This is a genomic window from Reichenbachiella sp., from assembly GCF_039969095.1.
In the GTDB taxonomy this organism is placed as follows: Bacteria; Bacteroidota; Bacteroidia; order Cytophagales; family Cyclobacteriaceae; genus Reichenbachiella.
Genome location: NZ_JBDVOL010000011.1, coordinates 232696 through 257196 on the forward strand (window position 1 = coordinate 232696; position 24501 = coordinate 257196).

Sequence of the window (24501 nt, forward strand, 5' to 3'; positions counted from 1 at the left end):
ATTAGAATCCAAGACCTACTCTGAATCCATTTCCATAATTGGACCCGTTTTGAACGGCTCCATAAAAGTCAACTCTCAGAACTTTGAACAAGTGTTCTAACCCAATTCCATACTCGAAATAATGTTGTGTAGCATCAGAATGAAGATAGTTAACAGATGCAACCACCTGAGCCTTGGTTTTTCTGATTAAAGGGAACTTGTTTAAAATAAATCCATTGAAATGATGGTCTACATGTACGCCAATCCATGATTTACTCGTACTGAATTGATAGTAGTCCAGAAGCTGATAATTGTCATTATCAAATTTGGCAAAAACAGATTGATTACCTGCATGATGTTTGAAATCAGCGAAAGTCATTTTTTTGTCATTTAGAAAAGTCCCAGCCCAAATGGTGTAGTTACCACTTCCTAAGAGTCCGTATTGCAACTCTTGATAAACTCTCATCACCACTTCATCAAAATCGACATCTGACCCCAACACTGGAATTCCCTTTTTATAATGCACAAAAAAAGAAGGGTAATCACTGTCCAAATTGTACTTCATGTCGGGTCGAGTAATATACTTCTGCCCTATTTTGATAAACAAACTGGTGGTAAATACTAATGCATCACTTGAACCGAACGAGGTATCATCTATCTCAGCATTCCCTGGCGCGTTCGGCGTGAACGCACGATCATTTTCATAGAAAAATGAATAATCAGTGGTATTATAAAGTTCATTTCTTCTGCCGTATTCAAGTGTTGATTTCAATCTGAGTCCATTGACCACTTCGCTCGAATAGTACAACTTGACAAATGACTTTTCATACAACTTCATGTGATTTCTTCGATTGACTAGTGTTTCGAATGAGTTAATCAAAGGTGTAATGGGTACGTATTCATTAAACTGAGAAACAAATTTACCAGCTTCAATAAAGGCTCTGGTTCTTTTAATTGGATCAAACTGATAGGAAAATTTAGCCTTATAATAGAAGTCTTCACTCGAAAACCCATAGCGTAAAGTCGGAGTAATCTGATATTTCCAAATCCCCTCCTTCTCTTGCGTATAAATGGTTTTGAAATTGACTAGCGCCCCTTCTACCGTATTGTATTGGATCAGATCATAAATGGGCTGAAATTTAAAATATTGTTCTCTGTAAGACTTTTGGTAAAAATACCCGCCAACAAAAAGATTTTCTATATTGAATTTATTTACCGCCTTATCTATAGAATCCTTATATGGTTTTGAATTCATTAAAACTTCCAGACTATCTTTCCAGAAATAATCTATTTTTTCAATTCGAGTAAGTGGAATGGGTCTCACTTCTTCCCAGTAAGAGGCATCTCTCAGATTGGCCTCTTTTTCAATTTTAAGAATTTCATTATCAAAATAACCATCTGGAAATAATGGAGAATCGGCCTCATCGCCACCATTTCCATGTTTTTTAGGCTGAATTTCATAATCCGAATGTATACCCACAAAGTTTCCATTTCCCCTAAAGCCCAAGACATTGAGGTAATAAGTGAACTGTTGGGAGAAAAGCATCCAAATATCGTCCTGTACTGGTGCAAACACCTGATTAATGTTTACTTCGTCTATGAATTCAACTTGGTGATCTTTGGTCAATTTCAGGTCTATGCTGTGCAGTCGCCATGAATCTTCTATGATGTAAATAAATCCCTCGAATACCGGGTCATTTTTCCTTTTTGGAATGACTTTGATTTTGTTGATCAACATACCACTTTCCATAAAGGTACCTTCCAGTTTATAGTCATAAAACATCAAAGCATTATTCGCAATAGGCGAAACAAAACCCCTCTCGGATAAACCTGGAAATGTCATGAGATTGTCATAAAAAGAGATGAGCATTTGAGATCCTTGGTTATAGCTAAAGGCGGAATTGCTCCCACTCACTTTTGAGGATATCATGACCTCCTTTATCTGATCTGGCCGAGCCACACTCAACTCAGACACAGATTCTGACAGATAGACTATACCAGTATCAAGTGCTATATTGACTCCTAAGATTTGATCTGGTTTCTCATCTAAGGTTTGCATGCCTTTGATATACACTTTACACTTGTAGGCCTGCACCTCTTCTAAGTGATACTTTCTCTTGGCTATGGCTTCTCTAATCACGGCATAAGCCGGATCCTCGCCACCTGCTATTACTACCACCTCTTCTAATTGCAATACTTCTGGCTCTAGTACCACATTCAAAAGAATTCGTCTATTATCTACTTTAAGTGGAATTTGTTGCTTTTTGTATCCGACGTATTGGTAAATCAATTCGTAGTTGCCAGGCGGAAGATCTAGACTATACCGCCCTTCTATGTTAGTGGTGGTGCCTTTTGTAGTATTCAAAATGTACAAAGTAGCATAAGGCAAGGGTTCGCCTTTTTGATCAGTTACAGTACCGAAAAGTTCTGTTGCCATCGCTTGAAACGATAGCGTAATCAGTAATAAACCAACAAATACATTTTTTAAATATAGACGCATGAAGGAGCTGTCCAATAAAGCGAATTCAAGTACAAATTAATAAAGAAATCAAAGCTGGAAACAATTTATCCCAAAAACGAGTATTACCTCAAGACTTGTTAAATTCGAGCAGAAATAATTATAAATGCCCAAAACACAAACCGCAATAATCACAGGAGGAACTTCCGGCATAGGTAAAGCTTGTGCAGAACTCTATGCTTCCAAAGGATACAACATTGTAATCACTGGTCGTGATCAAAAAAAACTTGATGCGGTAGTACAATCTTTCGAATCCTCAGATTACACCATATTGGGAATACAGGCTGATACCGCAAGTGAATCTGGTGCTAAAGAAGTAGTCGAACAAAGCATCAATAAATTTGGCTCTATAGATGTGCTCATCTGTAACGCTGGAGTTTCTATGCGCGCTATGTTTGAAGATTTGGACTTGAAAGTCTTCAAAGAGGTGATGGATATCAATTTCATGGGCACTGTAAACTACGTAAAGTATGCCCTACCGCATTTATTAGAGTCCAAAGGAACTATCATTGGTATTTCATCCATAAATGGACACAGAGGCACTCCAGCTCGAACGGCCTATTCATCATCCAAATTTGCTATGGTTGGCTTCTTTGAGGCCTTACGTACTGAGCTGCTGTATCGTGGGGTACATGTACTTGTTGCCAGTCCTGGATATACTGGAACTAATATTAGAAATTCCGCATTGACTGCGCACGGAGATATTCAAGGAGAATCCCCTAAAGATGAAAGCAAAATGATGACCGCTGAGGAAGTAGCACTAAAGATTTATAAAGGCCATCAAAAAAAGACCAGAAATTTCATCCTGACACCCTTATGTTGGTGGTTGAATTTCTTAAATCACTTCGTACCCAGACTTATGGATAAAATTGTGTACAATGTATTGGCTAAAGAAGCAGATTCACCTTTAAAAGAAAAAACTAGCTGACCCGTTTGATCATTTTAGATCGAACATAAGCTTCCTGGCCATTCCAATCAACTTTAATCCAAATTCCATCTTCTTCTATAATTTTAAGGCGGTGACCTTTTTTGACTACTTCCACTAAATCTGCACCAGCAGACGGCCCAGTCATGAGATAGGCATGATTTTCTATAATAATGCCACGTGGTTCACTCAACTCAAAATTAGTTACCCACAAAAACAGCAGCAATATAACGACCGCTGATATGGCATAAGGAGTTGCATTCGAGCCAGATTTGAATTTACGATAAAGGACAATCCCAAAAAGAAATAGTATAACACTAAAAAGAAGAATATTAAACTCCACATAGTACTTATTCACCAGTCCTTTAATAAATGTAGTATCTGAAAGTGCATAGCCGTTCAGATCATTTTCTGTAGCCAGCTCTTCCATCTTGTTTTGCGCACGTTTGTCGGAAGTCTGCAAATAATATTTATTCAGGTAAAGCAGTGCCTGACTATAATCCCCTAGACCTTCCTTGATATAAGCCATTTTCATAAGCATTTGTGGTGACGCCTCATTTTTATCATTCAACAACTGCTCATAAAGTTCGAAAGACTCCGTATATTTTTGAAGCTTAAAAAGTGAATCTGCTTCGGCTAATTGTTGCTTCATATCTCCTCCAAAGGAGGAAAAAGAAGTAGCCATAAAGCCGACCAAAAGTATTGTAATAAAATTGAAGATATTGTTTTGTTTTTTACTCATCTCGTGCCTACATTTGCAACCGCAAAATAAGGGAAGGCTCAATAAAAATGAAACTTTCAACTGCGAAAAAAATTTGATTCGTTAGCTCAGCTGGTAGAGCAACGCCCTTTTAAGGCGTGGGTCCTGGGTTCGAGCCCCAGACGAATCACATTCAAATAGAAATCTCGGTACCAGCCGAGTTTTTTATTGCCTTTAGTTAGGCCAACGACTGGTTAGCTCAGCTGGTAGAGCAACGCCCTTTTAAGGCGTGGGTCCTGGGTTCGAGCCCCAGACCAGTCACTTAAAACCGTCACACAAAATGTGGCGGTTTTTTTTGTTTAATCCTTTGAAGCAAAGGAGTAACTTCAAAAATTTACGACTAAATCAAACTGATACTTTTTGGAAATTTAGTGGTAGTATCAATCTAAAAACCGTTCCCATATTTAGTTCACTTTCTACTTCTATCTTTCCATGATGCTTTGCTATAAATTCTTTGGCCAAAATTAAACCTAAGCCAGACCCCATTTCCCCTGAAGTTCCACGAGTGCTCAATTGTCTATTGATCTCAAATAATCTATTCACTTGTTTTTCTGACATCCCCACCCCATTATCGTGAATCGATATTATGGCATTGTCATTCTCACACACAGCACTGATCACTATTTCCCCTCCATTGTTTGAGAACTTAATTGCATTTGAAACTAAATTTCTTATCACTGTTTCTATCATATTTCCATCAGCAAATAATGATAACTCAGATTTAGACTCGTTTTTAATTGTTATGTATTTTAAGGATGCCTGTTCACTGAGTGTATCAATGATTTCCTTTATTAATCCATTTAGACTGAATTGAGTAGGAATAAACTCTATTTCGCCAGTTTGCGAAGTTGCCCATTTCAGCAAATTATTTAGTAGGTTAACAGTATTTTGAACCGATTGCTCCAAGCTGTAAAAAAGACGGTTTAATGAAGTATCCTCTAATTTTTCAGATTTTAAAACATTCAACAATCCCTGTATAGCATTTAATGGCCCACGTACATCATGACCTATTATGGCAAAAAATCTATCCTTTGTTTCATTGAGCTGATTTAATTTATCATTTTTAGTTGAGATTTCTTGCTGATGAAAAGTTAACAGTTTGTTCTTCCTTCTTATGATAGAAGCCATTATTCTAAATCTGGTGATTTGCCAGGTCATAAGTATTAAAAATAAGACGACTACTAGATAAAATAGATAGAGCAAATTACTACTAGCGTAAGATTCTATTTCATTTTTGTAGCTTGTTCCAATTTTAAATTCCCTACCATAAAATTCAATTTTAGAGTAAACAAAGTCATTGCTGTTTACTCTAAAATTTTTATAGTATTCTTTATCCACTTGATTGTTGTAAATTTTAGAACCATCATGATAAGATTCCCGATCAAAATCAAATCCATGGTCCGTGGAAAAATGAAATACAAATTCTTTAGTTACTTCATCATCATAAATGTTTTGGATAATGCTTTTGAAATTAATTAATGCTGCCATATAGCCTAATGTTTGTCCATTCCGATGGACTCTAAAATCAATTGGTATTCCTACCCAGCCCTCAACCAAGTTGAGTGGATACATCAGCTTAACACTATCTGTTTTCATGACCAACTCCAATCTGGCAATTTCAGCATCATCCCGAAACTCTCGCACCGAACGTCCTGTAAGATTAAATGGGTCCATTATTTCTCTTGAAAATGAATAGACAAAATTGTGAGTCGAATCAATGAAAGAGACTATAATTGAATCACCAGCATGGGTCTGATCCAATTGGCCTATAACGAAACGTTGCATTTCTTGCGCAGTAGGAAAATCTCTAGATAAATTTGCATATGCCTGCATACCAGACACCAAAGTAGCAAAATTTTCAACTGATGTAGAAAGTTGATTCAGTGCCCTTTCATGGGTATAATGCAACCTTGATTGACGCTCTTTATAATAATTATTCTCCTGTTTTTTAACTATTAAATATACAGTAATCAAGCCCATAGTCATAATTACTACAGACCATATCCATTCTTTATAGTCATGAACAAATTTTCGCATTCATCAAATTTACAAATTCAGGTTTTATAAAAAGATCCCTGAAAGCACCAAACATTCATTACAAAAAAAGTCCCGATAAAATCGGGACTCAATACCTTTAATAAAAATGAGATATAATTTAAGCTAGTTTTACGTCAACCGCATTCAAGCCTTTTTTACCTTCTTTTAAATCAAACGTCACCGCATCACCTTCTTTCACCTGATCGATCAAACCAGAAATGTGAAGGAAATACTCTTTTGAATCTTCATCATCAACAACAAACCCATATCCTTTAGACTCGTTGAAGAACTTAATTTTACCTTGTTTCATTGTACTATATTAGAATAAATTATACTGTAAAGTATGTAGGTTATATGATAATACAAAAAAATGACAAATTATTTTTATATACATTTCAGGTAACTAAACAGCGATTCCCATCATGAAAACACTAACATCACTATCAATTATTCTAATTTTATGCTACCATGTCTCCGCACAAATTCCATCTGCAGAAGATCAAATTACGGCTGCCATTCAAGCTGGCCCAGAGGAACAGCGGGCAGATGCGACCGTACTAGGATATAATCCCGAAGGGAAACTAATAGAGCTCAAAAAGGGAACTAATCAATTGGTTTGTCTTGCAGATGACCCCAACAAAGATGGATTCAATGCGGCCTGCTACCATTCAAGTTTGGCAGACTTTATGGCAAGAGGGCGTGAACTAAAAGCTGAAGGAAAATCCAGAAAAGAAGTCTCAGACATCCGTGAAGAAGAAGCCAAATCAGGCCAACTTAAGATGCCCGAAAAACCAGCTACACTCCATGTACTTTATGGAAAAGAGGCCTTCTATAACCCTGAGACCAAATTAGTGGAAAATGCCAATTTGAGATATGTGGTCTATACTCCTTGGGCTACTCAAGAGACCAGTGGATTACCTTTAAAGCCAATGGTACCTGGCGGACCTTGGTTGATGTTTCCTGGAACTCATGCAGCTCACATTATGATAACGCCTCCTGGGAAGTGAGAATTTTCACTTCCTTTCTTGTTATCTCGAACGTATGACGGTATGTCGAAACAGAGAAATCAGGATGGTTTCGAATGTGCAATCAATGAACACCGTTTAGAAAAACTTCTATGGCCTCGATAACTTGTCGGGGTTCTTCTATGGTAGAGGAGTGTCCTGCTCGTTTGATTACTGCCAAGTGGGCTTGAGGAATTTTGAGCTTAATATTTCTGGCTTTTTCTAACGTAGTAGCCACATCTTCATCACCAGCAATCACCAGAGTCGGCACTGATACTTTGCCCAGTTCTTTGCTCACAGAATCTCTTTGAATTACACCAGTTACTGATTTGGTTATCGTCTTTTGATTGTTCAATATCTCCCCTCTCCAAAAATCCACTTCATCTTGGCGATTTGGGTCATTCAAGAACGTTTGGCCAAACATAATAGGCATGACTTTATTCACCACTGCTTTGACACCAAACAATTTCACTATCGTATTCAACACATTGTACTTGAATTTATTTGGTTCAACGTCTGCAGAGGTTTCTATCAAAATGATAGACTTGAGCAATTCTCTGTGACGAGCGGCTAATCGCATGGTAACAAAACCGCCCATCGAAAGCCCCACCATATGACAAGGCCCTAGATTCAATTCTTTGATTAAGCCAATCGCATCTGAAGTCAAACTCTCTATATCATATCCTTCTTCTGTGACTTGGCTTCTTCCTTGCCCTCTGTGATCGTAAATCACACATTTATAACGTGCCTTGAAGTAATCTACCTGCGCTTTAAACATCTTTCCACTCATCAATAGGCCATGACTGAAGACAATGGTTTCTGGGTCTATCCCATGTACTTCATAATAAATTTCTGCACCGTTGATATTAATTGAAGGCATATGTAAAGGTTACTTTATGACCTGAGGTCTGGTTAAGGTTAAATACAATTGAATCCAAAGTTATCAAAATTAATGATGGAGTGAGGGTAATTATCGAAACCAATTATCCAATTAATCGGCCATCCAAACTGAAATAAAGCAAATAGAAATCATTAGCCTGACTTATTTCATGAGGCTATATTATTCTATCTAATTTTACATAAACAACTACCCCCACTATATGAAAAGAGCAGCTGTCATTGTCTTCATTACTTTGTCTTCATTCGCGATTTTACAATCTTCAAAAATGGAAATCTCACAAGACACACCATACACAAGGCTGGATAGCCTCAGAGGCTCTATAACGCCAGAAAGAGCTTGGTGGGATTTGACTTATTATCATTTAAACATTAGTGTAGACCCAACGACAAAAACGATCAAAGGAACCAATCAAGTCGACTATAAGGTGTTATCCGAAAATCAGGTCATTCAAATCGACTTACAAACACCCATGATGCTCACCAGTGCCATGCAAAATGGGCAAAATCTTGAATTCACTAAAGAAGGTCCAGCACATTTCATTTCATTAAAAGACAAACAATCCATAGGTGAAGTAAACACTCTAATGCTCTCTTATGAAGGAACGCCGATAGAGGCGAAAAATGCGCCTTGGGATGGTGGCATTACTTGGGCTAAAGATGATAACGGAATTGACTTTGTGGCCTCTTCTTGTCAGGGCATAGGTGCCAGTTTGTGGTGGCCGTGTAAAGATCATATGTACGATGAGGTAGACAGTATGCTTATGAGCATTACGGTTCCAAAACATTTGATGAACGTATCCAATGGAAGACCCAGAGGTGTAGATGAAAACAAAGACGGCACTAACACCTATCATTGGTTCGTGAACAATCCGATCAACAACTATGGAGTAAATATCAACATTGGAGATTATGTACATTTTAATGAAACTTACGATGGAGAAAAAGGCCCATTGGACATGGATTATTATGTACTCAAAGACAATCTCAAAAAAGCCAAAAAACACTTTAAGCTAGCGCCTAAAACCATAGAAGCTTTAGAACATTGGTTTGGACCCTACCCATTCTACGATGATGGCTACAAGTTAGTAGAAGCCCCTTACTTAGGTATGGAACATCAAAGCTCTGTGACTTACGGAAACGGATATCAATATGGATATAGAGGCTATGACCTTTCACGTACTGGTTGGGGAATGAAATGGGATTATATCATCACTCATGAAACTGGCCACGAATGGTTTGCCAATAACATCACCTACGAAGACATGGCCGACATGTGGATTCATGAAAGTTTCACCTGTTATTCCGAAGGCCTCTACACAGAGTACTTCTTTGGTAAAGAAGCCGGTGCAGAATATATCAGAGGGTTGCGAGCCGGAATAGGAAATATTGCACCTATGATCGGTGACTATGATGTAAATTCAGCGGGGCATGGAAATGTGTACTCAAAAGGTGCAAATGTTTTGCATACATTGAGACAAGCTATCAACGATGATGGCAAATGGCGAGGCATACTGAGAGGATTGAATGAGACCTTTTATCACCAAACAGTGACCACTCAACAGATAGAGGAATATATCAGTGAACAAGCAGGACAAAATTTTCAATTCGTTTTTGATCAGTACTTGAGAAACAGCAGTCTACCTGTTTTCGAATATGTCATCAAGGAAGACAAAATCAACTATAGATGGTCAGGTGTCGTTGATGGATTTGATTTGCCAATCAAAGTGACTATCGATGGTCAGGAAAAATGGCTGGAACCCAAAACGAAATGGCAAGAGGTTGAGATGAAAAATACTACCTCACTTGTAGTAGATCCCAATTTTTACGTTTCGGTTTTGAATGTGATGGGGTCGTAATTTAAGTACGTACTGCACCTGTTGCAGCACCCGTTTCCAAAACAACGGCTGTGCTTTCAAACAGATCTCGGAATTGATCCGCGAAGTAAGTGATTAAGGCTTCAATTTATCCCAAAGAACACCTCCTTTGAGCTTTAATTTATCGATCGTGCTCAGGCTAGAAAGTTGTGCAAGCATTTTTTCTTTTATTAAATCAATGGCTTTTAATGGACGCACCATCACTTTGAATTCGGTGATTCTACCAGACTCGTTCCAAGTAATGAGATCAATGCCGTCTATCAGTATTCCATCTATCGCCGCATTGAATTCCAACATGGCATTTCGATCCTGAACAATCTCTTTGATGTATTTGAAATAATCAGCTTGACTAAACATTTGAAAGGCCGCCGTTAGATACATAACTGTTAATCGTTTGCCTTCTTGTGGCTTGAAAACTATTGGAGAATGAAAGATACATTTCTCATCAATCAGTTGATCTAACTGACTCAAATCTTTACTTTCAAGCATCAGGTGCCATTGGGTTAACGGTGAATTGTTCATTGGACTAAGGTAAATGGTTTTTGGGTCACTAAAAATCACCATTCATGTAAAACTATAAACAGCACAACCACATCTCCGTAATAGCAGTTAATCAAAAAACTCAATACTCATGCTAACGGACTATATCAAAGTAACACTTAGAAGCCTTGCCAAGAACAAGCTCATTTCATCCATCAATATTCTTGGGTTGGCTATTAGCCTTTCCGCTTTTATTTTCATTACGCTTTACATTAAGAAAGAGCTCAGCTACGACACCGGACATCCCAATACGGATCGAATGTACAGGGTAGCAGAAATCATCAAAAGTGATAATTTCACAGAGAACTCCGCCAGCTGCCCCCCAAATACGGGCAAATTTCTACTCAAGGACTTCCCTGACGATATCGAATACATGGTAAGGTTTTTCGATTTCCAGAATCCTATCGTCACCATTCAACTCGAGAATCAAGAACTCTACAATGAGAAATATGTCTACTTCACGGACTCGTCTGTCTTTGATATGATGGATTTTGAATTGGTTCAAGGCAATAAAGAGACCGTTCTGGATGCACCGTGGAAAACAGTGGTATCCGAATCCATTGCAAAAAAATACTGGGGAGAAGAAAACCCAATCGGTAAGAAAATTACCCGAGTAGGTTTTCAAAACCCATTCGAAGTCACAGGTGTATACAGACAAAACTCTGTCTCTCACATCAAAACTAACATCTTACATTCGTTTGCTACCGTCGATCCTTTTCCATTCTTACAACAAAACTGGGTTTGGAATCCGGCATGGACTTACATCACACTTAAAGAAAATGTATCCGCAAAAAACTTTGAAGCCAAGTTTCCAGAATTCATTGAGAAGTACTACGATCCTAGGTCTAAAGATGGCACTTCTCATTACTTAATACCAATAGAAGATGTGCATTTGAAATCTCACTTGGAATTTGAAATGGCACCGAATAGCGACATCAAATACGTGTACATTTTTGCTTCTTGTGCAATCTTCTTGCTGATTATTGCTATGGTAAATTTTGTAAACCTCTCCACTTCTTACTCTCTTTTGCGAGGAAAAGAAATAGGAGTTCGAAAAGTAACTGGTGCTACTAAAAGCCAACTGATCATCCAGTTTTTAGCGGAGTCAATTATCATTGCCTTTATCTCCTACCTCATAGCTCTGGTTATCTCATTTGTATCCATTTCTTACCTAGAGCCTTCTTTGGAAATTGGAGTTGGAGAATTATTCAATCTCAAGATGCTTTCGATCATGACTGGCATTGTTTTTCTGATTGGCTTTCTATCAGGTGTTTACCCTGCCTTCTTTATTTCTTCATTCGATCCGTTAGTCGTCTTCAAAGGAAAAATGATCTCTCAAGGCAGTGGAAAAGTATTAAGAAAAGTATTAGTTATAGCTCAATTCACGATTGCCATCGTGCTCATTATTTTCACTTATGTGACTTATAATCAGCTGGCCATGATGAACAACAAAGACTATGGATTTGATGCAGATAAAATCATGGTACTGGATGTAGCCAATACTAGAATAGGTCAAACCTATGATGCTTTCAGAACGCAACTCATGAGCAATGTAGCAGTAGAAAATGTAACGGTTATGAGTGACATTCTAGCCGTAAACAACAACAACCACGAATTCAACCATGAAGGTATGGCGGCTGGTGTTTGGAACTACTACCCTGCTCTGGTGGTGGATGAAGAGTTTGTTTCATCATTGGGAATGGAAATCATCGCCGGCCGAGACTACTCGGTCAAATACGCTCGGGAAGACTCCATGTCTATGATTGTAAATAAAACTTTAGCCAAGACATTAGGCTATGCTAATCCTGAAGACGCCATAGGTCAAAGAATGGTGTCGAGAGGAGGCAATGAAAAAATCATCGGTGTAGTGGAGGATTTTAATTACAAATCACTGCATTCTCCTATCGGCCCTTTTGCACTCGATGTCAGACGAAATCGACAAAACAACAATGGTAATTTCTTTACAAGACACATTGCTATTCGATTGAATAACACGGATAAAGCAACATTGGCTCATTTGGAAGAAGTATGGAAAAAGAATGTAAACAACGTGCCATTCACGTACAAAATGTTAGATGATGAATTGAAGAAACTCTATCAAGAGGAAAACAATATGGGTTCTATCTTGGGCACATTTGCAATTCTTACAGTCATCATTGCCTGTTTAGGGTTATTCGCTTTGGCCTCTTTTATCGCTCAGCAAAAAATGAAAGAAATCGGAATTAGAAAAGTTTTAGGAGCCAACTTTCTGAAATTATTTTATGTTGGTTACAAGGAACAATTTATTCTGATAGTCATCGCATTCACATCTGCTATCCCAATCAGCTACTACTTTATAGAAGGCTGGTTGGATGACTTTGCTTATCGAATCAATATTGGCTTCTGGCCCTATATATTGGCTGGTACGCTGGCCATTGTCATTTCCTCTATTACCGTCTTAAGCAATTTCTACAAGGTGATTATTTCCAACCCTTCTGAAGTATTGAGAGATGAATAAAAATACGATTAGTTAATAGTTAATAATGAATTGCAATTGGTTCAACGAACTCATTGCAAGAATCTTGGTGATAACGAAGCTCATTTGATCATTTACAAATCTCCCTAATGATCGGATGACTTCGTTTTTTTTATGCCTTGCTTCCTAGCGCTGTATTGCTATTGACGGTGAAATTGAGTAACTTTTGTATCAACCAAAACACTACTAGCATGGTCAAAAATTATAAAGGAGCACAAATAGAAAAAGATACTTCAGTAGAATCTCTTCCAGTTTCAGTTAGTGATTATATGTCCACCCGACTCATTACTTTTCACCCAGATCAATCGATGATGGAAGTAGTAGATCAATTGCTTAAAAATCGTATTTCAGGTGCACCAGTTGTCAATGATCAAAAGGAACTTTGTGGTGTGATTTCAGAAGGAGATTGTTTGAAAGAAGTGGTCAAAGGAAAATACCACAACCATCCAATCATGGATGGAAAAGTTAGGGATCACATGGCCAAAAATGTGATTACCATTAAACCTGGAACAAACATTTTCGAAGCGGCGAATATGTTCTTAGAAAAGAAAATCAGAAGATTTCCAGTATTGGATGAGACTGGTAAATTGGTTGGACAAATCAGCCAGAAAGATATCATGCGAGCTGTCAAAAACATAAAAAGCGAGAACTGGCACTAGCCAATTCTCGCTTTATGTTGTATTACTTATGTTACTTCAACTCATTGATTCCAACAAAGACTTTATCCATAATGGACTCATCTTTGAAGTAACCACTTTCATTATTTGACGAGTGAAATACCCACTCATTATTTTTTTGATATCCGTCAAATAAAACCGTTTGACCATTATTCATGTCTATTGCAGCAGAGATAACAGGAACGCCCAACTGCTTTTCTTCATCCATAAATTCTTTACCATTCACATAACCCAGACCGTTCATGTACTTTGCCACAGCGACAGAATCAGCAGGCTCGCCATTAGCTTGCCAAACATCTCCTACTCTGTGCAACTTAAATGAAGAATCCATTGGATAATTGAACGTAATGGCTGCTACAGAATCTTTCTTGATTCTAGCTAGAACCTGATCACGATAAGCCGATGGATCTGAAGAAACAGAAAATCCCATGAAATCCTTAGCCACATATACTTCTTCATCACTAAACAAACGAACGAAGGTATAGAACGAACGCTGTCCTTCGGAACCAAATCTGCCAATAACCAAATCCAGAGTAAGGTCGCTCCCTTCATAAATTCTTACTCGCGTTCCAGTAGAATCCACTTGATAATCTTTCCATTTGGCTTCAGATTTTGTTGCCATACGAGAAGGCGATATGCTCAACAAAGCAAATAACGCATTATCCACCGCACTTGCACTAGCGACCACTTTTTTATCGTTTTCCAACGTAATTTCCCATTCCCCTTTCACCTTATCTAGCAGTACTACCTTGTCGCCAGGTGCTTCGATTTTGATCTGTGTGACTTTCGCTGTATCAATTGTTACTAGCTCCGTTCTTAGCGATTTACTTTTGTTTTTACTTCCGGTAAAGTCTACCACAAAGTATATCAAACAGAGTGCGATTAATACACCAATTAATTTAACATTAGATAGTTTTTTCATTTTTTAGCTGATTAAAAGTTGCCTTCCATCCATCGTTGTTTCTTACTCATATACCGTTGCCTTCGTACGAATGCATAGATAAACACAAGCAATATTGGGATCGCTACGTTGCCATATTTCAGCATTTCACGCGTGCTATCTTCTACAGTATCTAAAGGTCTATTGGTAATTCCTTTTGTTCTCAAGTCAATCAATCCAGTATCGTCAGACAACCAGTCAATCGCATTGGATGCGAAGTTAACATTATCCTCACTGATCTGCTGCGGTGGATTTCCATTGATAATAAACTGGCCATTAGAGACCAAGATTAATTTTGATTCTTGATTACCTACTAGCGCACCTTCCAGAGCCACAGCTAAAGTTTGTGTACCTTCCCGGAAATCATTTTCATTCCACCTTTTTTGAATATCCACACCTGATGGCGTAGGTGCCAGTCCAGACATTTCAGAAGTCAACATTAATGGATTATACCTAATGGTAGAATCATTGCCCGTATAATTGATCGCACTTACAAATGGAAGCATGATTGTTTCCAAACCATTTGTCGTAGCATGTTCTGGAAAATCATTGATCATTGGAAAATACGGGAATTTTAACTGCGAACGATACGTAAATACACCATTATTTTGCTGCACACTTACCGAACCACTTTGTGCGTCCACTACAAATTGACTTCCCAAATTCACCTGTTTATTTCTCAACCAACCTTCCAGTCCTATATCATTTCCTTTGCTTAAATAGCCTTGTTGAAGGTTCCCATTCATATTGGAATAAGCAATAAACACCGCACCGCCATTGCTCATGAAGTCGTCAATTCTTGAAAACTCAACAGCAGAAATAGTGTCGCTAGGATTGATGATTGCCAGCGTCCTCACATAGGACGGCACTTCGGTCTTTTCAGACAAATCTATTGTCTCAATTTCATAAAGTACCGAAAGCTGCTGAGCCAGTTGTGACACTTCTTGCAGTGACGGCTCGCCATGTCCTTGCAATAAGGCCACTTTTGGCTTATCCGTCACAGAAAGTTTTTTAATCGAAGTAGTCAAACCATATTCCATGTCAACTCCTGGTTGTACGACCGGAATGATCTCCTTTTGGTCTCCCATCATCAATACAGCACCCATGTATGCCTTCAATTGCTGCACTTGATCCTTTTCCGACACATTAATTATGATAGGCTGAATTCCGTGTTGCTGTGCTTCAGCTTCCAGCGTTTCGTCTTCATTTGGACTAATGAATTCATATACAATATTTCCTCCACTCCTATTTTCATACTCCAAAAGCAAATCCTCAAAATCTTGACGATTACTTATCAATTGCGTGGGTAGATCCTCTGAAAAGTAGGCTTTTACTGTGATAACATCATCCAAATTGGTGAGTATATCATCAGTAGCTTTACTCAAGGTGTATCTCTGATCTTCCGTGAAATCCAATCGAAAATATAGCTTAGAAGAAATCATGTTTACCACTACTAAAATGAGTGCAAACACCATCAATCTGATTATTACAGTATTTCTCTTCATGTTTTTAGTTCTTTATACTTTTTAAGTCCCTTCTTTGAGATTTATGATTGCCAATTACGCTTAGACAGCATGGCTTGTGCGAATGTCAACCCGATGCCAATCACAGAAAAGAAATAAATCAGATCTCGACTGTCTAAAACGCCTCGCGACAAGGAATCGAAATGTGTTCTCATACTTAGATAGTTCAACACATTGCCTATTGTTCCTCGAAGTGTAAAACCCATAATATCGAAGAGTAGATGAAAGAATATCCCAATCAATAAAGCAATCAGAAAAGCCACAATTTGATTGTTGGTAATAGAACTAGCAAACAGTCCTATACTAATATATCCCGCAGACAGCAGCAACAATCCCAAATAGCCCCCAATCATGGCGCCATGGTCTATAGAGCCCAACTGACTGACGGTCACATAATATGGAATTGTACAAGTCAAAGCGATGACAACCAATAGCAAACAAGCCAAGAATTTGCCGGTTACAATTTCCCAGTCAGAAATGGCTTTGGTACTTAATAATTCGATGGTGCCAGATCTCGTTTCTTCCGCCAACATCTTCATTGTCAATGCTGGAATAAAGAAAAACAACGTCCAGAATCCAATCTGAAAGAAGACTTGCAAGTTGGCTTGCCCCATCAAAAAGATATTATTACCCGTCAACCAGGTAAAAAACCCTGTGAACCCCAAAAACATAATGATGACTACATAGGCAATCAAGGAGTCAAAAAATGAGGCTAGTTCTCTTCTGGTGATAATCCAAATTTTGTTCATTTTCTGTGTTTTTAGTTTGTTAAATCTCTAAATACATCCTCCAATTGGGTTTCTATTCCCCTAAGTTCGGTGAGGTACCATTTTTTGCTGACGCAAAGGTCGAATATGACTTTTCTAGATTCCTTTTCAGGTTTGCTTTGTACGGTAAACAATCCAGATTTACCATCGACAGGTGTTACTGTTTCTACAGTTGCTAATCCTAGCAATTCCTTCTTTACCTCTTCGTCTGCAGCTTCTATGCTCACATGAAGCAACTCCTGCCCTTGAGATTGCTTTCGCAGAGTCTCAGACGAACCATCAGCGACAATTCTGCCTCTGTTGATAATCAAGATTCGATCACAAGTGGCTTCGACTTCTGAAAGAATATGAGAACTGAGAATTACAGTTTTTTCTTTACCGAGCTTCTTGATTAGTTTTCTAATCTCGATAATTTGATTAGGATCAAGTCCGGTAGTGGGCTCATCTAAAATCAACACTTCGGGATCATGGATCATGGCTTGTGCCAACCCTACCCTTTGCCGATATCCTTTAGATAGCTCATTGATTTTTTTGTGTTTTTCCAGATCCAATCCACACATCGCAATCATTTCTGCGATTCTTGATGAGATTTTAGATTTCTCCACTCCCTGTATTTCAGCAGCGAATCGGAGATACTCTACAATTGGCATATCCGAATAAAGTGGATTGTTTTCTGGCAAGTAGCCAATCTTTTTCTTTACTTCTTCTGGTTGATCAAGAATAGACAAGTTGTCCAATCGTACATCTCCAGAACTCGGAGACATAAAGCAAGTGATCATTTTCATGGTGGTACTTTTCCCAGCACCGTTTGGTCCTAAAAACCCCACCACTTCACCCGTTTTCACTTCAAACGAGATATTGTTAACTGCTTTTTGTTCTCCGTACTTCTTGGTCAGATTTTCAATAACTATCGACATGTACTTAAACTGATTTAATTCAATATTTTTTTATTGATCCTGCAAGTATAAAAATCGAATCGAATTATTTCAAGAATTGAAAAATAGATGTTGTTAAATAATGTTAAGCGTTATTAAATCACTTCTAAATTATTCAAACCAACTTTTTGCTATTACATGCGATACGCCAGTCTGGGAATGATCCAAAGCATGCAACCAGGTATTTGATTCCTGATCGAAGTAAGTTTTTGAAACAAACGCATCACCATATTTACCTTCGTGTTTGAAAGTAATATCAATTTTTCTCAGACTATGATTATCTAAATACTCGCCTCCTAGACTATCAAGTACCCATTGATAATACTTGATATTGTTTACATGATCGTTGATATCGATATCAAACCAAGACACTTGAATGTCTCTGGATCGCTGGGTTCGGTTTGTATCGTATTTGACCTTATCGAATATGGGAGCTACATTATTCCTGTCTACGACAAAATTGGCTTCTTTAATGTATTCTGGAATGGCTATTAGTTTTCTTTGGTTGATATCCATCACCAGCCAGTTTGAAGTGGCTTCAACAAGTAGATCTCCATCGAGACTCCAAACCCTAAAATCGCGTTTGGTAAAATACTTATCCATATCAGCTGGCCAAGTTTCGACTTTGATTTTCTCTTTATGTTTAGGCAATCGAATAATCTCCAGTCTCATTCTGTTCATCACCCAAGTAATGTTGTTTTCCATCAAGTCGATAGTCGAGAAACCCAATTTGGTGGCGTTAGACCAAGCTGCTTCTTGCATATGATCCAACAAGTTGGGCAATTTGATGGTTTTAAGTTTGGTGCAGTCTTTTGAAGAAACTTGAAGATGGTGGAAATAAATAGAATCGTCCATTTGGGTTGGGTTGAACTATGAATTTAAAAATTAATGATTTGACTGATCATATGTATTCAAAATTGGTCATAAAAAAACCATTCCGATAGCTATCAGAATGGTTTTTTGAGTGTAAGCTTGATGCTTATTATTTTTCTTCTTTGTCTTCCTTTTTCTTAGCGGCAGCTTTTTTAGCAGCTGGCTTCTTAGCAGCAGTTTTCTTCGCTGCAGGCTTTTTCTCTTCTTTAGCTTCAGCATCCTTTTTAGGAGCAGCAGCTTTTTTCTTAGGAGCAGCCTTCTTTGCTGGAGCCTCTACTACAGCATCCTTAGGAGCTTCTTCTTTTTTAGCAGCAGCTTTAGGTGCTTTAGCAGCAGTTTTGAACTCCTCTTTTATTTGTTCAACATCTACTTGCTTGATGACAGGCGTAGCGCGCAATCTTTGGATTGTAGCCACTTTAGTCTTCGCAACCACTTTATTTCTTCTTCCTTTTCTTTTTAATCTTGTTACAGCCATTGTTCTGCTATTAATTTTCGAGGTGCAAATCTATGTCAATTGATTTTTAATTCAAAGGAGACCTGTAGGATATTTGAATTATTTCAAGATTGATTTTTAAATCATAAAAAAAGCCGAATCACACAACGGCGATTCGGCTCTAATCTGAGTTAGAAAATCCTTAGGCTGTTTCCCCAGCTGCCTTTTCTGTATTCATAATTTCAGTCTGGCGCTTGATTGAATTGTCATGGATCAATTCATACAAATGCTTTACAAAATCTTCTTTCAATAAGACACTTTTTCCTTTCTGAATTCGATCATTCATGATCTCTTCATATCTGTTGACTTGAAGAATGGTAATGTTATGCTCCTTCTTATGTAGTGCAATTTCTTCTGCTACTTGCATTCTCGCGCCCATTACTTCTAATAGCTCACTATCGATCTTATCAATTTTAGAACGTAGCTCTTTCAATCTCAACTCAAAATCCACATTTTCAGTAGCCGGTTCTCTGATGATCAGACGATCTAAAATGCCAGCCAATGTTTTTGGTGTAATCTGCTGCTTCGCATCACTCAGTGCATTATCTGGATCGATATGAGACTCGATCATAATGCCGTTCATTTGTAGATCAAATGCTTTTTGTGAGATCGGCTCAATCAAAGTTCTATTACCCGCAATGTGACTAGGATCACAAACCATTGGGAGTTCAGGTACTATTCTTTTCAATTCGATCGGAATCTCCCAAGATGGATCATTTCTGTATTGCGAACCGCTCATTGGAGAGAAGCCTCTGTGAATACCACCCAGCTTAGTGATGCCTGCCTGGTTGATTCTTTCTAGAGCTCCAATCCACAATTGTAGATCTGGATTGATCGGGTTCTTTACCAATACCGGAACGTCATAACCTCTCAAAGCATCAGCCACTTCTTGTACTGCAAATGGATTCACTGTTGTTCGTGCTCCTACCCATAGGATATCCACGCCAAACTTCAACGCCAACTCCACATGCTCAGCAGTAGCTACTTCAACGGCTGTTAATAATCCAGTTTCCTCTTTGGCTTTCTTCAACCATTTCAATCCTACTACACCAATACCTTCAAAAGCACCTGGTCTGGTTCTAGGCTTCCAGATTCCTGCTCTCAAAACTTTGATATTAGTGTGTGCTTTGAGCTGTCTCGCAGTCTCCAACACTTGCTCTTCGCTTTCTGCACTACAAGGTCCAGATATCACTAGGGGCTGGTCGAGTCCTTCGATCCAGTTTTCTAGTGGGGATAAAGTTAATTTTACGTCCATGTCTATGTATACTCTAAATAATTTGATTCAGTTTTTCTCTTTCTTTTGATTTATCATTGATCCCATCTAATACGCGACGGATCTCATTCGCATTCTCCATACAATCCATCATGGCTTCTTCTTGCCCTTTATCGATCATATTTTTGAATGCTTGTAAATTTTCTATGTATGCTCCCAAGGAGTCTGAAATGTGTTTTTGATTCTGTTTGAAAATCGGTCCCCACATCTTTGGAGAACTCTTAGCCAAACGAACGGTAGATTCAAATCCACTGCCCGCCATATTGAAAATGGTGGCTTCGTCTTTCTCAATTTCCAATACGGTCTGTCCCAACACAAACGAACTGATGTGAGACAAATGTGATACATAGGCTATGTGTAAATCATGCGACTTACTGTCCATCTCCACCACATGCATATCTAACGCCTCCAGGCACGCTTTCGCCAATTGGAACGATGATTCCTGACTTTCTTCTCGATCGCAAAGAATACCAGTCTTACCATCGAACAGAGAATCAAAAGCCGCTTCCGGACCAGAGTTCTCCGTACCAGCAATCGGGTGAGCCGCTACGAAATTTTTTCGGTTTGGATGACCCAATACCGCACCGCAAATGCCAGCTTTGGTTGAACCCAAATCAATCACTGTGGTTCCATCTTCGATGCGATCCAATACGCTTGGCAAAAGTTTTCTGATAGAGTCCACAGGAATTGCCAGAATTACCAAATCCGAAATAGCCAATGCCTTTGGCAACACCAAGGTATCATCCACCAAACCTAATGCTTTGGCTTTCTCCGCATGCTCGTCATTCACATCTACGCCCATGACCTGAGTGGCAAAACCACTCTTTTTGAGCTTGAGCGCTACTGACCCACCGATCAATCCCAATCCAATGATAGATACGATCATGCCTTTACCATTTCCAGCCGTTCGATGGCTGTGTTGAACATTTCTTTGTTTGAGCAAAGTGAGATTCTGATGTATCCTTCTCCATTGGATCCAAATATGGTTCCTGGAGTAATGAACACAAATCGCTCTTGTAATATTTCTTCTATAAACTCTTCGCTTTTTCTTCCTTTAGGAATCTTAGCCCACATGAACATCCCAGATTGTTTACTATCATAACTACATCCTAGTATGTCTAAAATTCTCTCAGCTAATTTTCTTCTTTGAGCGTATTCTAAGTTTACATCTTCAAACCAAGAATCAGGTAAGTTCAAGGCTTCCACAGAAGCTTCCTGCACTGGTTTAAACATACCTGAGTCCACATTGGATTTCACTCTCAAAATGGCATTTACATATTCTTCTCTTCCGCAAACCATTCCTACTCTCCACCCTGCCATATTAAATGCCTTACTCATAGAGTTAAGCTCCAGACAGTTCTCTTTAGCTGCCGGAGCAGAAAGCAAACTCATTGGGTTTTCATTAAGAATGAAACTGTATGGGTTGTCATTCACCACCAGGATATTATGCGTTTGAGCGAAAGCAGCCAATTGCTCATACAACTCAGCTGTAGCCTTTTGCCCGGTTGGCATATTGGGGTAGTTCACCCACATCATTTTGGCGGAAGCCAAAACCTCTGCATCCAGATTGTCTAAATCGGGAAACCAGTTGTTCTCTTCCGTTAGATCAAAAGTTACCGCTTTGGCTCCCATCATGTCAGCAGCCGTCTTGTAAGCAGGGTAACCAGGGTTCGGGATCAACACCGTATCTCCGGGATTTAAAAAAGCCATGGAGATGTACATCACCCCTTCCTTTGAACCCAACAACGGAAGTATCTCTGTTGTGCTATTCAAATTCACATTGTAGTGACGTCTGTAGAAACCAGCAATAGCATCTCTTAACTCAGGGATCGATCGATACGATTGATAGGCATGCGTATTCGCTTGACTAGCACTGTGCACCAATTTGTCCGTTACCTGCTTGGCAGGTGGCAAATCAGGACTACCAATACCTAAGTTGAGTACATCACACCCTCGACTATTCATCTCCCTGATCTCGTCGAGCTTTTTTGAGAAGTAATATTCTTTTACTTCTGCAATTCTGTTTGCTACTTCTATCATACCGTTGGTATATTTCCTTTTTTATATTCTCCATGCACCTTCACGAGTTCAGCTTTTGTGCTCAACGCGTGCAAGGCATCTTTGTAATTATCATAATCTTCCCATACTACATCAATATTGAATGCGTACTGATACGGCTTACCTAATATAGGCATAGACTGAATTTTAGTCATGTTGATTCCATTGAGCTTAAAGATCAACAACACATCCGCTAATGCGCCAGGATCGTGCTTCGTGATTACTCGAAGCGAAGCTTTTTGCGGGATTTGATCATGACCATTCATTCGGCTTTTTATGATCAAGAACCTCGTGTAATTCTTTTTGTTGGTTTCGATATTGCTGTCCACGATATCCATTCCAAAAATCTCAGCGGCTTTTTTGCTAGCAATGGCTCCAGCATTTTCTAGTTGCTTATCACGGATCATTTTCACGCTATCCGCCGTATCGTCATATTCAGACAATTTGATCTGAGGATAGTTGGCCAAGTAATCTGCACACTGTAATAAGGCCATCGGGTGTGAAAACACTTGATCGAGATCAGTAGCTTTCTTGCCTTTGTGCGCAATCAGGTTCATTTCGATTCTCGTGTAGATTTCTCCTGTGATTTTGAGATCGTATTCATTGATCAAAGCATAGTTTGGCAGAATCGTACCAGCAATGGTATTTTCAATAGCCATTACACCATAATCCATATTTTTGGCTCGAATAGATTTTGCCAATGACCTAAAGTCATGAAATGGCTGGATCGCAATCTCCTTATCTACGAAGTACGAACTCGCTGCTTCGTTGTGAAATGATCCCTCTACCCCTTGTATGCCTATTTCCATTTGTTTGTCTAATTCAATTTTTGGTAAAAAAAAAGCCCCGAATAATTTCGGGGCTTTGCTATATTTCTTCAAAAACACTAAAGAACTATTCTCTCAACCCCTTTGCTATCGCATAGAAATAAAAATAATAATAGTTCCAGAAAAATGTTCTTGTGTTGTTCATCTTGTTATTTAACGAGTCAAATGTGCTCATCTAATTTTTAATATCAAAACATAAACAAGAAAAAAATAGCACATTTTCAATTATTCAAGAAAACACTATCATATTTTGCAATTATTCTATCAAAAACTGAAGAGTTGATCTAATTTGCAACTTTATTGAACAACGGCGCATTTGGTACAAAAGACTTTATACTTCATCATTACCTGGTCTATCCAGGTAATCTGTGAGAATTAGACGAACCTTACCAATGCGGATACCTTGAATACCTGCTTATCAGCAAACTAGAATTGGGGTATGACGTCAACAGTTATTAGCTAATTGAATTAAATATATGTCTCCACTAAAGACACTCTTTGTAATAATCCTATTCACCTTCATTGGACAAGCTTCCTATGCACAAGGCATCATCAAACGGGAAGCACTTACCAGCATGGACCGTGGGGTGGAAGCCATGGAGTCTGGCTACTACGAAGCTGCGGACCAGTTTTTTAAAGATGCCCTAAGCAAGATGACGAAGCTCCCGAGTAATCTTACCTATTACTTTGGCAGAAACTCCTATCATCTGGGTAAATACAAACAGGCGATTAACTGGTTGAATAAGTACGTAGAACTCAAAGGCAATACGGGTCAATACAATGACGAGGTAAGAGAATATCTTGAGCTAGCGAATGAAGGCTTTCGCAAACAAAGAGAAAATGAAATAGGCCGAACGCAAAAACAACTGACCGAACAACAATATTTCGATTGCCCATCTGAATATATGCACTGCCCCATCTGCAATGGCACCGGTGTACTCATCACCCCTGGGAAGTTCGGCGCAGTTTATCAAACCTGCCCCTACTCTGGTTTATCCGGCAAGCTCACATGTGATGAATATAATCTTTATCTCCGGGGAGAGTTAGAGAAGAAAACGGAGTAGTTTAACTATTTGAAGGTGG

At 38.7% G+C, this 24501-nt stretch carries 22 protein-coding genes and 2 tRNA genes; 8 read left to right on the forward strand and 16 right to left on the reverse strand.

What is annotated here, in order from left to right:
* Position 1: 1 nt before the first annotated feature.
* On the reverse strand, positions 2-2479 hold the full coding sequence (locus ABJH98_RS09550) for a DUF5686 and carboxypeptidase regulatory-like domain-containing protein (RefSeq protein WP_348307440.1): 2478 nt from the start codon (positions 2477-2479) through the stop codon (positions 2-4).
* Positions 2480-2603: 124 nt separating this feature from the next.
* Here ABJH98_RS09550 and ABJH98_RS09555 point away from each other — a divergent pair, with 124 nt between their 5' ends.
* On the forward strand, positions 2604-3425 hold the full coding sequence (locus ABJH98_RS09555) for an SDR family oxidoreductase (protein ID WP_348307441.1): 822 nt from the start codon (positions 2604-2606) through the stop codon (positions 3423-3425).
* Here ABJH98_RS09555 and ABJH98_RS09560 read toward each other — a convergent pair.
* Positions 3418-4164 (reverse strand): SH3 domain-containing protein, encoded by a 747-nt coding sequence (locus tag ABJH98_RS09560; RefSeq protein ID WP_348307442.1) that lies wholly within the window; start codon positions 4162-4164, stop codon positions 3418-3420. The two genes, ABJH98_RS09555 and ABJH98_RS09560, sit on opposite strands and share 8 nt — an antisense overlap.
* 75 nt (positions 4165-4239) lie before the next feature.
* On the opposite strand from ABJH98_RS09560, the gene ABJH98_RS09565 reads away from it, so the two are divergent.
* A tRNA-Lys gene (locus tag ABJH98_RS09565) sits at positions 4240-4312 on the forward strand.
* A 58-nt stretch (positions 4313-4370) separates the two neighbouring features.
* Positions 4371-4443, forward strand: a tRNA-Lys gene (locus tag ABJH98_RS09570).
* Positions 4444-4527: 84 nt separating this feature from the next.
* Here the strand turns inward: ABJH98_RS09570 and ABJH98_RS09575 are convergent.
* Both ABJH98_RS09575 and ABJH98_RS09580 read right to left on the reverse strand, forming a co-directional pair.
* Positions 4528-6219: a HAMP domain-containing sensor histidine kinase gene (locus ABJH98_RS09575; protein WP_348307443.1), complete on the reverse strand. Its 1692-nt coding sequence runs from the start codon at positions 6217-6219 to the stop codon at positions 4528-4530.
* A gap of 118 nt (positions 6220-6337) precedes the next feature.
* Entirely contained in the window at positions 6338-6529 is a 192-nt protein-coding gene (locus ABJH98_RS09580; protein WP_348307444.1) for a cold shock domain-containing protein, read from the reverse strand.
* A gap of 112 nt (positions 6530-6641) precedes the next feature.
* Between ABJH98_RS09580 and ABJH98_RS09585 the strand changes: the two genes are divergently transcribed.
* A complete protein-coding gene (locus ABJH98_RS09585; protein ID WP_348307445.1) occupies positions 6642-7226 on the forward strand; it encodes a hypothetical protein in 585 nt (194 codons plus the stop codon).
* Positions 7227-7308: 82 nt separating this feature from the next.
* On the opposite strand, the gene ABJH98_RS09590 is transcribed toward ABJH98_RS09585, so the two are convergent.
* Entirely contained in the window at positions 7309-8103 is a 795-nt protein-coding gene (locus ABJH98_RS09590) for an alpha/beta hydrolase (RefSeq protein WP_348307446.1), read from the reverse strand.
* Positions 8104-8323: 220 nt separating this feature from the next.
* Here ABJH98_RS09590 and ABJH98_RS09595 point away from each other — a divergent pair, with 220 nt between their 5' ends.
* On the forward strand, positions 8324-9979 hold the full coding sequence (locus ABJH98_RS09595) for a M1 family metallopeptidase (RefSeq protein WP_348307447.1): 1656 nt from the start codon (positions 8324-8326) through the stop codon (positions 9977-9979).
* Positions 9980-10072: 93 nt separating this feature from the next.
* Here ABJH98_RS09595 and ABJH98_RS09600 read toward each other — a convergent pair whose 3' ends face one another.
* Positions 10073-10519: a nuclear transport factor 2 family protein gene (locus tag ABJH98_RS09600; protein WP_348307448.1), complete on the reverse strand. Its 447-nt coding sequence runs from the start codon at positions 10517-10519 to the stop codon at positions 10073-10075.
* 109 nt (positions 10520-10628) lie between these two features.
* Here ABJH98_RS09600 and ABJH98_RS09605 point away from each other — a divergent pair, with 109 nt between their 5' ends.
* Entirely contained in the window at positions 10629-13034 is a 2406-nt protein-coding gene (locus ABJH98_RS09605; protein WP_348307449.1) for an FtsX-like permease family protein, read from the forward strand.
* 209 nt (positions 13035-13243) lie between these two features.
* Positions 13244-13711, forward strand: a complete 468-nt coding sequence (locus tag ABJH98_RS09610) for a CBS domain-containing protein (RefSeq protein WP_348307450.1) — start codon at positions 13244-13246, stop codon at positions 13709-13711.
* A 31-nt stretch (positions 13712-13742) separates the two neighbouring features.
* Here the strand turns inward: ABJH98_RS09610 and ABJH98_RS09615 are convergent, their stop codons facing one another.
* The 10 genes from ABJH98_RS09615 to ABJH98_RS09660 all read right to left on the reverse strand — a co-directional run bounded on the left by ABJH98_RS09615 (position 13743) and on the right by ABJH98_RS09660 (position 23400).
* The gene (locus ABJH98_RS09615) at positions 13743-14651 is read right to left on the reverse strand and encodes a DUF4340 domain-containing protein (protein WP_348307451.1); all 909 of its coding nucleotides are present in this window, start codon (positions 14649-14651) and stop codon (positions 13743-13745) included.
* An 11-nt stretch (positions 14652-14662) separates the two neighbouring features.
* On the reverse strand, positions 14663-16174 hold the full coding sequence (locus ABJH98_RS09620) for a Gldg family protein (RefSeq protein WP_348307452.1): 1512 nt from the start codon (positions 16172-16174) through the stop codon (positions 14663-14665).
* A gap of 41 nt (positions 16175-16215) precedes the next feature.
* Positions 16216-16941: an ABC transporter permease gene (locus ABJH98_RS09625; RefSeq protein WP_348307453.1), complete on the reverse strand. Its 726-nt coding sequence runs from the start codon at positions 16939-16941 to the stop codon at positions 16216-16218.
* A gap of 11 nt (positions 16942-16952) precedes the next feature.
* Entirely contained in the window at positions 16953-17876 is a 924-nt protein-coding gene (locus ABJH98_RS09630) for an ATP-binding cassette domain-containing protein (protein WP_348307454.1), read from the reverse strand.
* Positions 17877-18005: 129 nt separating this feature from the next.
* Positions 18006-18749 (reverse strand): acyl-ACP thioesterase domain-containing protein, encoded by a 744-nt coding sequence (locus ABJH98_RS09635; protein ID WP_348307455.1) that lies wholly within the window; start codon positions 18747-18749, stop codon positions 18006-18008.
* Positions 18750-18876: 127 nt separating this feature from the next.
* Positions 18877-19242, reverse strand: a complete 366-nt coding sequence (locus ABJH98_RS09640) for a hypothetical protein (RefSeq protein WP_348307456.1) — start codon at positions 19240-19242, stop codon at positions 18877-18879.
* A gap of 160 nt (positions 19243-19402) precedes the next feature.
* On the reverse strand, positions 19403-20515 hold the full coding sequence (locus ABJH98_RS09645; protein ID WP_348307457.1) for a chorismate mutase: 1113 nt from the start codon (positions 20513-20515) through the stop codon (positions 19403-19405).
* A 13-nt stretch (positions 20516-20528) separates the two neighbouring features.
* Entirely contained in the window at positions 20529-21476 is a 948-nt protein-coding gene (locus ABJH98_RS09650) for a prephenate dehydrogenase (RefSeq protein WP_348307458.1), read from the reverse strand.
* Entirely contained in the window at positions 21416-22573 is a 1158-nt protein-coding gene (locus ABJH98_RS09655; RefSeq protein ID WP_348307459.1) for an aminotransferase class I/II-fold pyridoxal phosphate-dependent enzyme, read from the reverse strand. Before ABJH98_RS09655 ends, ABJH98_RS09650 begins: the two co-directional genes overlap by 61 nt.
* Positions 22570-23400, reverse strand: coding sequence for a prephenate dehydratase (locus ABJH98_RS09660; protein WP_348307460.1), 831 nt, complete (start codon positions 23398-23400; stop codon positions 22570-22572). Before ABJH98_RS09660 ends, ABJH98_RS09655 begins: the two co-directional genes overlap by 4 nt.
* 494 nt (positions 23401-23894) lie before the next feature.
* On the opposite strand from ABJH98_RS09660, the gene ABJH98_RS09665 reads away from it, so the two are divergent.
* Positions 23895-24482: a hypothetical protein gene (locus ABJH98_RS09665; RefSeq protein WP_348307461.1), complete on the forward strand. Its 588-nt coding sequence runs from the start codon at positions 23895-23897 to the stop codon at positions 24480-24482.
* Positions 24483-24501: the final 19 nt, after the last annotated feature.